This is a genomic window from Chenggangzhangella methanolivorans, assembly GCF_019797865.1.
Classification (GTDB): domain Bacteria; phylum Pseudomonadota; class Alphaproteobacteria; order Rhizobiales; family Methylopilaceae; genus Methylopila; species Methylopila methanolivorans.
This window is the reverse complement of the sequence record NZ_CP081869.1, coordinates 4130108-4142816: the sequence shown is the minus strand read 5'-3', so window position 1 is coordinate 4142816 and position 12709 is coordinate 4130108. Positions and strand designations below refer to the sequence as shown.

Below are 12709 nucleotides of genomic sequence, written 5' to 3'. Positions count from 1 at the left end.
AAAGTCGTAGTCGGTTCACGAATTCGCGCATTTGCGGACGTGAAGCCTGCGCGCTCCTCTGCGACGCCCGGAACACTTGATTTACGAACGACCACCGGCGATCTTCACAAAATGCCGACCCGCGATGAAATTCTCGACATTCACAACATGTGCGCCTGCTCGCACACGCGGATGGCCGCCCGCGCGGTGACGCGCTTCTACGACGAGGCGCTGCGCCCGTCCGGGCTGAAAGGCACGCAGTTCGTGCTGCTGGCCGCGATCGAGGCCGGCGAGGCCATCTCGATCACGGATCTCGCCGACCTCATCGACATCGAGCGGACCACGCTGGTGCGCAACCTCCAGCTCCTTCGCAAGGAGGGGCTGGTCTCGCCGCTCAAGGGCATGAACGGGCGCCGCAAGCCGGCGCTCACCCCGAAGGGCCAGGAGGCGCTCGACGCCGCGCTGCCGCTGTGGCGCTCGGCCCAGGGCGAGATCGAGGGACGGCTCGGCTTCGGCTCGTGGCAGGTCACCCGCCGGCGGCTGGGCGATCTTCGGAAGGCTGTGAGCTGATCTCGGACGCGACCTCGCGAGAGTAGTGCGCGTCGAGCGCGCGCTCGTCGTCGCCGCGCCGCCTCACGCCCGGATCGCGCACGAACCCCTGACGTTCAAGGCAGGCGACGCCGTCGGCGAGACGCTCGTCGACCCAGGCGTCGAGCCGCGCCGCGCCGGAAGCCGCCGCGAAGGCGTCGGCGCCGACCACAAGCGCCGCGGCGAGCCCCTGCCCTCTGGCCGAGGTCTCGAGGCACAGGAGCCGAAGCTCGAACTCTCCCGGCCGGGCGGCGGGCGCGACGCCGAGCGAGCCCGCGACGTCGCCGTCGCGCGTCACCAGCCAGAGCCGGCCGCCCGCGTCGGCGAAGGCCGAGGCCGGCTGCGCCAGCATCTTGTTTTCGGCTTGCGAAAGGGTCGCGCCATAGGCGGCCCATTCGCGCGCGAGCAGCGCCGCGAGGGCCTCGCCGTCGTCGTCGGTCGCTTCGCGGATCAGGAATTCGGGCGTCACGGTCGGCCTCCGGCCATCGCTCGGCCCCGGGACGCATATGTGTCGGCCGCGTTCCAAAGGAAGCCGGACGGACGGATCGCGACGGTGTGATAGGCCGCGCGATCCCCTCAAAACCCCGATGCAATTTGGCGACAGGAGCCTGCGAAAGCGTAACGGCGCTCGATTTGCGCTCTCGCACGCCCAAGTCCGGACAGATCATACGCGCAAGCACTTGCGCGAGGCCCGCCGCGGCGCATCATGCGGGCGGGCATGGGAGTGTCGGCGCGCGCTTTGGCCGCGCCTTTTGTCGAGGAGCCGAAAGTCTTGAACATCGTCCGCGCTTTCGCAGCCGCCTGCGCCTGCGGAGCCCTCGCTCTCGCCGTATTGGCGGCCTCGCCGGCGCCGGTCTCCGCCGACCCGGTGGTGATCCCCGCGCCCGACTACGTCCCGCGCGAGACCCAGCCGCGCCGCGTCCAGTCCTATGGCGACAGCTACGCCTACGATCGCCCGTCGCGCGCTCCGAACGGCGCGTCTATTACGGCCGCCGCTACGCCGAAGACATCTTCGAGGAGGACGAGGGCCGCTATTACGAGCGCCGCGTCCGCCGCATCCCGAGCGCGCGCGAGCGCGCCGCCGAGCAGGCCTATGGCGACGACTACGTCGCGCCGCGCCGCTATTCGGGCCGCGACACGCGCGTGCGCCGCTACTACGAGGACGGCGACTACTCCTACGAGTCGGTCGAGCCGAGCTACGAGCGCTCTCCGCGCCGCCTCGCCGGCCCGCCGTCTTCGATGGGCGCGGCCGAAGGCCGGCGCGCCATGGACCCGGCGTTTGCGCGCACGACCGTGCGCTATGACGGGCCGGAGCCGGCGAACTCGATCGTGATCAACACCAAGACGCGGTACCTCTACCTCGTGCAGGGCGACGGCACCGCGATCCGCTACGGCGTCGGCGTCGGCAAGGAAGGCTTCACCTGGAAGGGCGTCGAGACCATCTCGGCCAAGCGCGAATGGCCCGACTGGTACCCGCCGGCCGAGATGCGCCAGCGCCGCCCAGAACTGCCGGTGATGATGGGGGGCGGCCCCGAAAATCCGCTGGGCGCCCGCGCGCTCTATCTCGGCAAGACGCTCTATCGCATCCACGGCTCCAACGAGCCCTGGACCATCGGGCGCGCGGTTTCGTCGGGCTGCATCCGCATGACCAATGACGACGTCACCGACCTTTACGGCCGCGTCGGCGTCGGCACGACCGTCAAGGTGATGTGACGCGACCGGCTGGCGATCGCGGATCGCGACGCCTGCCGGCCCCCTCCACCATGGGCTTCGCCCATGGTCCCCCTCCCCCGCGCCGAAGCGCAGGGGAGGATCCGCGCGCGCGGTTCGACGCTTCCTTGATCCTCCTCCGCGCAGCAGAGGAGGGGGACCATCGCGCCAGCGATGGTGGAGGAGGCGAACGCTACGGTCTTCATGCAGGCCGCCCCACGATTCGCCGGCTGCATGAAACAAATTGCCCTAAGCCCTAACGATCATTAAGACTTTTCAGTTTTTCGGGTCACGAAGCCGTCACCATGAAACCAGTAGGCTCCGCCCGCGTTTACGCGCTGGGTCGCGTATCGCCGGAGTGTTCTGATGGCGCCGTTCAACGTTCTCATTCTTGAAGACGACGCCATTCTGGCGCTCGATCTCGCCACCATCGTGTGCTGCTGGACCGACGCCAACGTCACCTCCTGCCGGTCGATCGAGCAGGCCAAGCGCGCGCTCGGCGGCGCCTTCGACCTCGCGCTGCTCGACATCGATCTCGAGGACGGCAAGTCCTACGAGATCGCGACGTCGCTGAAGGAGCGGAACTTGCCTTTCGCCTTCGTGTCGGGCGCGGCGACCGACGAGACGCCCGAGCATCTGCGCGACGTCGCCTTCATCTCCAAGCCCTACAGCCAGCGGGCGATCGAGAAGCTGATCTCGTCGGCCTCGGGCGGCCGCCGCCACCCGTAAGGCCGCGGGCTTCGCTCACCCCTCGTCCGGCCGCCGGCGCTCTCGCGCGGCGACCGGAAACCGGTCGAGAAAATTCGACGCCTCCACGTCGTCCGACGAGGTCTCGTCATCTGCGGCCGCGAAAGCCCGCAGGGCTTCCTCGAACCTGTCGTCGGGAGCAAGGACGCGGTCCCGCGCGTCGAGCGGATGTCCGTCGCGATCAAATGTCATCGTCGAGCTCCTTCGATGACCGGCGCAGCCAGAGCGCCCTGCCCCCAGAAGTCGGACAAACGGCCCAACGGCCGATCGGTTGCATGGACGACGTCAGATCCAGCGATCGTCGCCGCCGCTGTCCCCGTCGAAATCGTCGTCGTCGCCGTCAGGCTGCGGATGGTCGTCGTTCGCCTTGTCGGTTCCGCCGAACCAGCCGGAAAACTGGTCGCTGATCTGATCCATAGTGGATCCGCCAGCCGCGCCGTCGTCCGCCGCGCCGCCGCCCGCGGCGCGCGCCGCCTGATCCGCCGCGCCGGCCTGCGCCTCCTCGCCGCCGAAGAGCGAACGCACGCCCTGGAAAATCAACGCGCCGGCGGCCACGCCCGCGGCCGTCTGCAGCGCGCCCGACAGGAATCCGCCTCCACCGCGCGAAACCTCCGCCTGCGGAGGCTGCGGCGCGCTCGGCTGCGGGTAGCCCTGCGGCCCTGAACTCTGGGGCGGCGCCCCGTAGGCGAGCCCCGAACCGCCATAGCTCGGACGCGCGCCCGGCGTCGCGCGCGGGGCGTCGTCGTCGCGACGGTCGTAGCCGTCCCGCCGCTCATAATCTTGGCGCTCATAGTCCCGGTGGCCGTAGCCGTCGCGCTCGTCGTCCTCGTCGGGCCGTCCCATCGCCTCCCGGGCGCGCGGGCCCCAGGGCGACGGCGCGGACGATCCGCGCCGGTCGTACTCCGCGCGATCCGCGGCCTCCGTCCGAGCTTGCGCGAGCTCGCGCTCCAGCGTCTCGATGCGCGCCTGCGCCGCCTTAAGCGCCTCGTCCTGCACCACCACGGTCTGGGCCATGGCGTAGGGGCGCGTGCGGCTGACGCGAGACCTCGTCGGAGATATAGGCCTCGGCCTCCGGGTCGCGGCTCGCGCCTTCGGTGCGCTTGATGCGGGCGAACAGGCTCGCGATGAGATCGCGTTCGGCTTGGTTCATGGGATCGGGCCTCCGGGGCCTCGCAAGATCGACGCGGGACAGGCTCGCGCCGAGTTGTGTCCGCATCTTGGCCGAACGCCGGCCGCCCGCATGAACTCGCAGTAAGGTTTCCGGCCTTACTCCGCCGCCGCGAGCCTCCGCTCCGTCACGCGGCCCTGCAGCGCCTCGGGCAGCGGCCCGCCGGTCGCCCAGTCGAGCAGCTCCGCGGTGTGGACGCAGGGCGCGCCGAGCGCGGGCCGAAGCTGGGTGAGGCAGCCGATGTTGCCCGCCGCCACGATCTCGGGCTCGGTCCTGGCGATGTTGGCGGCCTTGCGGTCGCGCAGGCGCGTGGCGATCTCGGGCTGGAGGATGTTGTAGGTGCCGGCCGAGCCGCAGCAGAGGTGCCCCTCGGCCGGCTCCTTCACGCGGAAGCCCGCCGCCTTCAGCAGCGCCTTCGGCTCGTCGCGGATCGCCTGTCCGTGCTGCATCGAACAGGCCGAGTGATAGGTGACCGCCTGTCCGGTCTCGCGGGCGGGCGTCACCCCGAGACGGATGGCGACCTCGGAAAAATCCTTGGCGAGCGCGGAGATCCGCGCGGCCTTCTCGGCGTAGGCCGGATCCTCGCGCAGCATGAAGCCGTAGTCCTTGATGGTCGTGCCGCAGCCCGACGTCGTGATCACCACCGCGTCGAGCCCGCCGGCCTCGATCTCGCGCGTCCAGACGTCGACGTTGCGGCGGGCGCTCGCGAGCGAGTCGTGCTCGCGGCCCATGTGATGGACGAGCGCGCCGCAGCAGCCTTCGCCTTCCGCCTGCACCACCTCGACGCCATGTCGCGTCAGGAAGCGGATCGCGGCGTCATTGATCGCGGGCTCCAGCACCCCCTGGGCGCAGCCCTGGAGAATGGCGACGCGCATCTTGCGCTCGCCCGCCGCCGGGAACACGCGCTGGTTCGCGGTCGCGGAGCGCGCCGCGGGCTTTGCGGGCGCAAGCCGCAGCATCGCGCCAAGCCGCGCCAGCCGGCACGGAAGAGAAAAGCGGCGCGAGCGGCTTGGCGAACCAGGCGGCCGCAAGCGCCAGCCGGAAGCGCCCCGGATGGGGCAGCACGAAGGCGAGCGTCGCGCGCATCAGCCGGTCGGCGAGCGGGCGCCGGTAGGTCTGCTCGATATGGGCGCGCGCATGGTCGACGAGGTGCATGTAGTGCACGTCGGAGGGACAGGTCGTCATGCAGGAGAGGCACGACAGGCAGCGGTCGACATGCTTGACGATCTCGGGCGTGGCGTCCTTGCCGCCCTCCAGCATGTCCTTGATCTGGTAGATGCGGCCCCGCGGGCTGTCGAGCTCGTCGCCGAGCAGGACATAGGTCGGGCAGGTCGCGGTGCAGAAGCCGCAATGCACGCAGGTGCGCAGGATCTTTTCAGACGACGCAAGCTGCGGATCGGCCGCGAGACGTTCGGGAGCGAAGGCGGTCTGCATGGGCGGCTACTCTGAGATCACCGGGGAGCGGCGAGATACTGCGCGGAAAACCGCACGAGCCTGCGGTTCTGCATCGCGACGGTGACGCGGAACTCGGCTTGGCCGCGGCCCGTCGAAATCAAGCGGCGCGAGACGAACTCCTCGCCGCCGAGCGTGCGGAAGGTGTGAAAACTGCGCTCGGTCTTGTTGAGCAGGTCGAAGCCCTCGTTCTCGAGCGTCACGGCGGTCGAGTTGAACGAGAGCCGATCGGGAAATGGCAGGATAGCCGCGCGGTCACGTCCGCGCGTTGGGCGAGCGTCTCCGAGATCACCGCCGCAAGCGTCGCCTCGATCGGCGGACAGTCCTGCGCCGCGGCCGGCGCCGACAGCGCGAGGAGCGCGCCGCCCGCCAGAAGCCGCCTCCAGACCCTCATTCCGATCGTCCCGTTCGACCCGCCGCCTCATCGGACCGCCGCCTGCCAGTCGCGGACGGCGTCGAGCGGCCACAGGATCATCAGCACGTTGAGGGTCAGGTTGTCCCGGATGACGTAAAGCGCCAACAGCTCCATGAAGATCGCGGCCAGAACGACGGTCCAGACCGGAGCGAGCCGCGCGACGAAGAAGCCGAGCGCCATGAAGGCGATGTCGGCCATCGAGTTCAGCACGCTGTCGCCGGCATAGGCGTCGGACGCGGTGGTCTCGCGGTAGCGGTCGATGATGAAGGCGCTGTTCTCGAGGAGCTCCCAGCCGCCCTCCACCAAGATGGCGGCGAACAGCGCCGCCCCGAAGCCGAGCGCCCTGCCCCGCAGCCGCCCCACGAGATGGGCGGCTCCGTAGAACAGGAAGCCGTGGATCACGTGCGAGAGCGAGTACCAGTCCGAGACATGCTGGGACGTGCCGTCGTCGTTCGCCGCGCCGTGCCAGAGCTCGACCGTCCCGCACGGGCAGATCGCGCTGCGTCCCATGGCGAGGAGCGCGGCGAAGGCGCCCATGGCGACGAGGCAGGCGAGCGTCCAGAGCGCCGACGTCGCCGCAGCCGGCTTGCGACCCGCGATCCCGGCTTCAGCTGCGAGCATGCATGCGCCCCGGATTGAGCACGCCGGCGGGATCGAACGCCGCCGTCACCTCGCGCGCGAGCCGCGCGAAGGCGGGAGCTCGGGCTCGAACACGTCGACCGACGCGCGCACATCTTCGGCCCTTAACAGCGTCGCGTGGCCGCGCGCAGCCTTGACCGCGGGACGCAGGATCGCCGCGCCGGCGTCGTCGGAGGGCTCGACCGCGATCCAGACCAGTCCTCCGCTCCAGTCATAGAAATGCGCCGCGACCAGCGGGCCGAGCGACGCCACGAAAGCGGCGGCGCGCGACGGCGCGACCGAGACGCGCCACACCGCGCGCGACGGATCGCCGAGCAGCGGCGCGGCGGCGCGGATCTCGCCCCAGAGCGCCCGAGACGGCTCCCGATCGAGATGCGCGGCGGAGCCATAAGGCTTCAGCAGCTTTTCGAGTTCGCCGAGCCGATAGCGGAGCTGGCTCTCGAAGTTTTCGAGCCGGACGACCGTGCGCGCCGGACCGCCGTCGACGGACGGCAGATGCGCCGTTCCGCTCGGCTCGAAGGGCGAGCCCATGGCGGCCGAGAGCGCCGCGACTGCGCGGGCGTCGTCGAGGCCCTCGATCACGAGCGAGCCCTCGGTCTCGGGGATCGGCGAGGTCTTGAACGTCGCCTCGGTGACGACGCCGAGCGTCCCGTGGGATCCGCAGGCGAGCTTCACGAGGTCGTAGCCCGTGACGTTCTTCATCACGCGCCCGCCCGAGCGGATCACCTCGCCGCGGCCGGTCGCGAGCCGCACCCCGATCAGCGCGTCGCGCGCCGCGCCGGCGATGACGCGGCGCGGGCCGGAAGCGTTGGTGGCCACGAGCCCGCCGATCGTCGGCTCGGCGCCGTTTCCGCCATAGAGCGGGCGATGGTCAAAGGGCTCAAAGGCCAGCCGCTGCCCGGCCTGGCCAAGCGCGGCCTCGACTTCCGCAACGGGCGTTCCGGCGAGCGCCGAGACCACGAGCTCGGCGGGTTCGAGCAGGGTGACGCCCGTCAGCTTCTCGGTCGTCACAGTTCGCGCCGCCTGAACGGGCCGCCCGAGCCCCGAGCGGGTGCCGGCGCCGCGGATCGCGATCGGGGTCTTGGACGACATCGCCTCATGGATCGCGGACGCGATCCCGGCTTCGTCGGCTGGCGCGACGAGATCGCTCACGCCGCCTTCCTCGTCGCGGCGCTGAACGACAGCGGGAATACCTTTGCGGGGTTCAGCAGCCAGTTGGGGTCGAAGGCCGATTTCACGCGCATCTGCTGATAGAGCTCGGTCTCGTTGAACTGGGTCGACATCAGCTCGCGCTTCTCGATGCCGACGCCGTGCTCGCCGGTGAGGCACCCGCCCACCTCGACGCAGGCGACGAGAATGTCCTCGCCGGCCTTCTCGGCCTTCGCGAGCGCGAGGCCGGGTCGTTCATGTCGTAGAGCACCAGCGGGTGCAGGTTGCCGTCGCCGGCGTGGAAGATGTTGGCCACTTTCAGCCCTGCGCCGTCGCAGATCTCGGTGATGCGGGCCAGAACCTCCGGCAGGCGCCCGGTCGGGATGGTGCCGTCCATGCAGATGTAGTCCGAGATGCGGCCCATCGCGCCGAAGGCGGACTTGCGGCCCTTCCAGATCGCGGCGGCCTCGGCCGCGGTCGTCGCCTGCTTGGCCGAAGTCGCGCCGTTGGCCTTCGCGATCTCGCCGATGCGGGCGAGCTGCTCGTCGATCTCGTCCGGCGATCCCTCGACCTCGACGATCAGCAGCGCCCCGGCGTCCATCGGATAGCCGGCGTGGGCGAAGTCCTCGCAGATGTCGATCGCGATCTTGTCCATGAATTCGATCGCGACCGGCACGATGCCGGCGGCCAGAACCGCCGCGGTCGCAGCGCCTGCGGCCTCGCTCGAGGGGAAGCCGAACAGGATCGGGCGCGCGCCCTCCGCCATCGGCAGGATGCGCACGACGGCTTCGGTCACCATGCCGAACTGGCCCTCCGAGCCGCAGATGAGCCCGAGCAGATCAAGGCCCGGCGCATCCATCGCGTCGCCTCCGATCTCGACGATCTCGCCCTTCATGGTCACGAAGGTCGCGCCCATGAGGTTGTTGGTGGTGACGCCGTATTTCAGGCAATGCGCGCCGCCGGAATTCATCGCGACGTTGCCCGCGATGGTGCAGGCGAGCTGCGACGAGGGGTCGGGGCGTAGAAGAAGCCCTCATGGGCGATCGCGCCCGAGACGCCGAGATTGGTGATGCCGGTCTCGACCCGCATGGTGCGGTCGCCGAGATTGACGTCGATCACGCGCTTCATCTTGGAGACGCCGACCACCACCGCGTCCTCCTGCGGCAGCGCGCCGCCGGCGAGCGAGGTGCCGGCGCCTCGCGGGATCACGGGCACGCCCTGTTGGTCGAGAAACTTCAGCACCTCGGCGACCTGTTGCGTGGTCGAGGGCAGCACGACGGCGAGCGGCATGCGGCGATAGGCGGTGAGCGCGTCCGTCTCGAAGGCGCGCCGCTCGTCCTCCGATTCGATCACCCCCTCGCCCGGCACGATCGCGCGCAGGCCCGCGACGATCTCGTCGCGCCGCGCGAGGATCCGCGGGTCGGGATCGGGCATGGCGATGCCGGTCATGGACGTCTCCCTCAGTTCCCCGGCTTCTCTTGCAGCCGTCTCGCCAGCCGCAGGTCCGGTCATCTTCGCCGCTTCTGATATATCAGTTGCACGGCAGGCGATAGTCGCGCTCGACGCATGGGCGCCTGCGCCTGACGCGCGGCCCCGGGCCGGACGACGACGAAGCCATCTGCCTCGTCAGACTGACATTTGCCCGCGTGTCTGGAGCGGTTTCAAGTGGCCGCAGCGCAGGAACGCACAACAGGGCTCCCGAAACCGGCGCGCTGAACTCTTGCCCCACGCTCACGTTGTGTCCACTGACGCGGCGGACGTCGCCGCGCAAAGACATCCGTGACAGTCCCGTCGCGCCGCCGATCGAGAGCCGACCCGGCTTATCGGCGCGCGGAACGGAGGATGATCTCCATCGTGACGACTGACTTCATCCATCGGACCGAGGCCGAAGGCGCCCTCGCCGTCACGGCCATCGCAGGCGTCCTGTTCGGCGGCGAGAAAGCGCCGGACGAAAAGCCGAAAAACGACGAGAAATCCGGCGAGGCCGACAAGACCGGCGATAAAGACGAGGCCCTCGACGAGGAGCTCGACGAAAGCTTCCCGGCGAGCGATCCGCCCGCCAGCACCCAGCCCTGAGGGCGCGGCCCGAAGGCCTGCGCTCGCGGCGCAGGCCCTAGGTCCGGCCGGCGATTGCTCTAAGTTGAGCGCGCCGAACCGGAACCCGCCATGACCGTCCGCAATCTCGACGCCGTCTTCTCGCCGCGCTCCGTGGCGCTTGCGGGCGGCAGCCCGCGCGAGGGCAGCGTCGGCCGTGTGTTTCTCGGCAATCTCCGCGCCTCCGGCTTCAAGGGCCCGATCGGGCTGGTGAACCCCGATCACGCTTCGATCGACGGGGTCGAGGCCGCGCGCGCCTTCGCAGATCTCGAAACGCCGCCGGATCTCGTGGTCGTCACGGCCCCGGCTCCCGCGGTGCCCGAGATCGTCGAGGCGGCGGGCGCGGCCGGCGCGCGCGCAGCGGTCGTCGTCACGCTCGCCCCCGGGGCCGGCGCAGCCTCGTTCCGGGAGGCCGCGGCGGGGGCTGCGCGCAAACGCGGCATGCGGCTCGTCGGGCCGGGCTGCCTCGGCGTCCAGAGCCCGCACGCCCGCCTCAACGCCAGCTCCGCGCCCGCCGCGCGCGCAGGCGAACTCGCGCTGCTCTCCCAGTCGAACGGCGTCATGACCTCGATCATCGAGTGGGCCAACGCCCGCACGATCGGGTTTTCGGGCGTGGTGTCGTTCGGCGACATGGCCGACGTCGACGTCGACGACCTTCTGGACCACTTCGCCACCGACCGGCGCACGCGCGCGATCCTGCTCTATCTCGACGAGATCTCGGACGCGCCCCGCTTCATGTCGGCCGCGCGCGCCGCGGCCCGCATCAAGCCCGTGGTGCTGGTGAAGGCTGCCCCGCGCGAGACCGTGGCGCGAGGCTTGGGCGTGCAGGCGAGCCTCGTGGACGCGGACGCCGTCGCCGACGCCGCCTTCCGACGCTCGGGGCTGCTGCGGGTCGCAGACCTCTCCGAACTCTTCGAGGCGGCTGCGACGCTCGCCCATGTCGCGCCGCTCACCGGAAAGCGGGTCGCGATCGTCTCCAACAGCGACGGGCTCGGGCGGCTCGCGCTGTCGCGGCTGCTGGCGCGCGGCGGGACGGCGGCGAAGTTCGGCGAGGCCACGGCCAGAACGCTCGGGGAGACGCTGCCGCGCGACGGCTCGGCCGAAAACCCGATCGACCTCTGCGGCGACGCCGGGCCCGACCGCTATGGCGCGGCGCTCGACGCGGCGCTCGCCGACGAGAGCGTCGACGCCGCCCTCGTCGTTCATGCGCCGAGCGCGATCTCGCCCGCCGCCCCGTGCGCCGAGGCCGTGACGCAGGCCGCGGCGCGCGCGCGAAAGCGCCGCTATCCGCCCAAGCCCGTCTTCGCCGCGTTCCTTGGAGCCGATCCCGCGCCGCGCCGCATTCTGGAGGCCGCGCACGTCCCGTTCTTCCGCACGCCCGAGGCCGCGGCCCAGGGCCTGATGCACCTCGTCGCCCATGTGGAGGCGCAGGCCGCGCTGCTGGCCGCCCCGCCCTCGACGCCGACGAGCTTCGCGCCGGACGTCGCGCGCGCCCGCGTTGCGGTCGAGGCCGCGCTTTCGAAGGGCCGCGACTGGCTTTCGCCCACCGACGTCGCCGAAGCGCTCGGCGCCTATGACGCGCCGTCGCTGCCGCAGGCCTTCGTCGCGACGCCGGCCGACGCCGCCGCGGTGGCGCAGGCGCTTATGGGGCCGCGCGGGGCTGTGCTCAAGATCGTCTCGCCCGACATTCCGCGACGCGCGCTTGTGGGCGGCGTCCGCATCGGGCTCGAAAGCCCGACGGCGGTCGAGGAGACGGCCCGCGCCATGCTCGCGCGCGTTGCCGAGCGCATGCCGCAGGCGCGGATCGACGGCTTCGTGGTCCAGCCGAACGTCAAGCCCGACGACGGCCAGGAGCTCTATCTCGGCGTCGCCGACGACCCGGTCTTCGGGCCGGTGGTGGCGTTCGGCGCCGGCGGCGGCGACGCGGTGCTGCGCCACGACGTTTCGGTCGAGCTGCCGCCGCTCCATCTCGGCCTCGCCAACGATCTGATCGACCGCACCGTGGCCGGGCGCCTGCTCGGCGGCTATGACGGCCGACCGGCGGCCGACCGCGAGGCCGTGGCGCTGACGCTGCTCAAGATCGCCCAGCTCGCGGTCGACCTGCCCGAAATCCGCGAGATTTCGATCAATCCGCTGGTCGCGACGCCCGCGGCGTGATCGCGTTCGACGCCCGCATCCGCGTCGCTCCGGAGCCGCGCGCCCGCGCCGGCGGACCGCATCCGCGGCTTGCGATCCGCCCCTATCCGAAGGCGCTCGAAAGCGAGCTCAGCCTGCGCGACGGCTCGACCGTGACGCTGCGCCCGATCCGGCCGGACGACGAGCCCGTCGTCGCGGCCTTCTTCCGCGGCGTGGCGGCGGAGGACCTGCGACAGCGCTTCTTCACGCCGGTGAAGGAGGTCCCGCGCGCCTTCATCGCCCGCCTCACCCAGATCGACTACGCCCGAAACCAGGTCCTGCTCGCGATCGACCACTGGGGCGACGCCGTCGGCGTCGTGCAGCTCCATGCCGACCCTGACGTCGAGACCGGCGAATACGCCATCCTGCTGCGCTCCGACCAGAAGGGCCGCGGCCTCGGGCGGCTGCTGATGCAGGCGATGATCCGGGCGGCGGCGAGCGAAGGCCTGAAGTCCGTGACCGGCGAGGTGCTGACAGAAAACAGCGCGATGCTGGCGATCTGCCGCGACCTGGGCTTCGACATTCGTCCGGATCCGGACGATCTCAGCCTCAGGCGCGTGAGGCTCGTGTTGCCGGCCGGCTGACCTGTCCGC

Annotated in this window: 13 protein-coding genes and 3 pseudogenes; 6 read left to right on the top strand and 10 right to left on the bottom strand. The window is 70.8% G+C overall.

Going from position 1 to position 12709, the window contains the following annotated elements; genetic code table 11:
* The first annotated feature begins 111 nt into the window (after positions 1 to 111).
* Positions 112 to 549, top strand: a complete 438-nt coding sequence (locus K6K41_RS21730; protein WP_261402236.1) for a MarR family winged helix-turn-helix transcriptional regulator — start codon at positions 112 to 114, stop codon at positions 547 to 549.
* Here K6K41_RS21730 and K6K41_RS21725 read toward each other — a convergent pair.
* Positions 506 to 1036, bottom strand: coding sequence for a GNAT family N-acetyltransferase (locus K6K41_RS21725; protein WP_261402235.1), 531 nt, complete (start codon positions 1034 to 1036; stop codon positions 506 to 508). The two genes, K6K41_RS21730 and K6K41_RS21725, sit on opposite strands and share 44 nt — an antisense overlap.
* A 164-nt stretch (positions 1037 to 1200) precedes the next feature.
* Between K6K41_RS21725 and K6K41_RS21720 the strand changes: the two genes are divergently transcribed.
* Together K6K41_RS21720 and K6K41_RS21715 are read left to right on the top strand one after the other, a co-directional pair.
* Positions 1201 to 2280 carry a L,D-transpeptidase gene (locus tag K6K41_RS21720; RefSeq protein WP_428978540.1) on the top strand — a complete coding sequence of 360 codons (1080 nt, stop codon included), beginning with the start codon at positions 1201 to 1203 and terminating at the stop codon, positions 2278 to 2280.
* Positions 2281 to 2643: 363 nt separating this feature from the next.
* Positions 2644 to 3006, top strand: coding sequence for a response regulator (locus K6K41_RS21715; RefSeq protein ID WP_261402234.1), 363 nt, complete (start codon positions 2644 to 2646; stop codon positions 3004 to 3006).
* A gap of 15 nt (positions 3007 to 3021) precedes the next feature.
* On the opposite strand, the gene K6K41_RS21710 is transcribed toward K6K41_RS21715, so the two are convergent.
* From K6K41_RS21710 to K6K41_RS21670, 9 genes and pseudogenes are all read right to left on the bottom strand, one after another.
* Positions 3022 to 3216, bottom strand: coding sequence for a hypothetical protein (locus K6K41_RS21710; RefSeq protein WP_261402233.1), 195 nt, complete (start codon positions 3214 to 3216; stop codon positions 3022 to 3024).
* A gap of 93 nt (positions 3217 to 3309) precedes the next feature.
* The gene (locus K6K41_RS21705) at positions 3310 to 4038 is read right to left on the bottom strand and encodes a DUF2076 domain-containing protein (RefSeq protein ID WP_261402232.1); all 729 of its coding nucleotides are present in this window, start codon (positions 4036 to 4038) and stop codon (positions 3310 to 3312) included.
* Positions 4001 to 4174: a DUF2076 domain-containing protein gene (locus tag K6K41_RS21700; protein ID WP_261402231.1), complete on the bottom strand. Its 174-nt coding sequence runs from the start codon at positions 4172 to 4174 to the stop codon at positions 4001 to 4003. Before K6K41_RS21700 ends, K6K41_RS21705 begins: the two co-directional genes overlap by 38 nt.
* A 116-nt stretch (positions 4175 to 4290) precedes the next feature.
* Positions 4291 to 5626: pseudogene (gene glcF, locus K6K41_RS21695) on the bottom strand (glycolate oxidase subunit GlcF).
* Positions 5627 to 5643: 17 nt separating this feature from the next.
* Positions 5644 to 5847 carry a hypothetical protein gene (locus K6K41_RS21690; RefSeq protein ID WP_261402230.1) on the bottom strand — a complete coding sequence of 68 codons (204 nt, stop codon included), beginning with the start codon at positions 5845 to 5847 and terminating at the stop codon, positions 5644 to 5646.
* Positions 5844 to 6038: a hypothetical protein gene (locus tag K6K41_RS21685; RefSeq protein ID WP_261402229.1), complete on the bottom strand. Its 195-nt coding sequence runs from the start codon at positions 6036 to 6038 to the stop codon at positions 5844 to 5846. The genes K6K41_RS21690 and K6K41_RS21685 overlap by 4 nt, the downstream gene beginning before the upstream one ends.
* A gap of 27 nt (positions 6039 to 6065) precedes the next feature.
* On the bottom strand, positions 6066 to 6680 hold the full coding sequence (locus K6K41_RS21680) for a DUF2585 family protein (protein ID WP_261402228.1): 615 nt from the start codon (positions 6678 to 6680) through the stop codon (positions 6066 to 6068).
* A pseudogene (locus K6K41_RS21675) lies at positions 6667 to 7790 on the bottom strand (FAD-binding protein). The gene K6K41_RS21680 and the pseudogene K6K41_RS21675 overlap by 14 nt, the downstream one beginning before the upstream one ends.
* 56 nt (positions 7791 to 7846) lie before the next feature.
* Positions 7847 to 9296, bottom strand: a pseudogene (locus tag K6K41_RS21670) (FAD-linked oxidase C-terminal domain-containing protein).
* A 393-nt stretch (positions 9297 to 9689) separates the two neighbouring features.
* Here K6K41_RS21670 and K6K41_RS21665 point away from each other — a divergent pair.
* The 3 genes from K6K41_RS21665 to K6K41_RS21655 all read left to right on the top strand — a co-directional run bounded on the left by K6K41_RS21665 (position 9690) and on the right by K6K41_RS21655 (position 12700).
* Complete coding sequence (locus K6K41_RS21665; protein ID WP_261402227.1) at positions 9690 to 9923, top strand: hypothetical protein; 234 nt, start codon at positions 9690 to 9692, stop codon at positions 9921 to 9923.
* Between the two features lie 90 nt (positions 9924 to 10013).
* On the top strand, positions 10014 to 12098 hold the full coding sequence (locus tag K6K41_RS21660) for an acetate--CoA ligase family protein (RefSeq protein ID WP_261402226.1): 2085 nt from the start codon (positions 10014 to 10016) through the stop codon (positions 12096 to 12098).
* A complete protein-coding gene (locus K6K41_RS21655; protein ID WP_261402225.1) occupies positions 12095 to 12700 on the top strand; it encodes a GNAT family N-acetyltransferase in 606 nt (201 codons plus the stop codon). The genes K6K41_RS21660 and K6K41_RS21655 overlap by 4 nt, the downstream gene beginning before the upstream one ends.
* Positions 12701 to 12709: the final 9 nt, after the last annotated feature.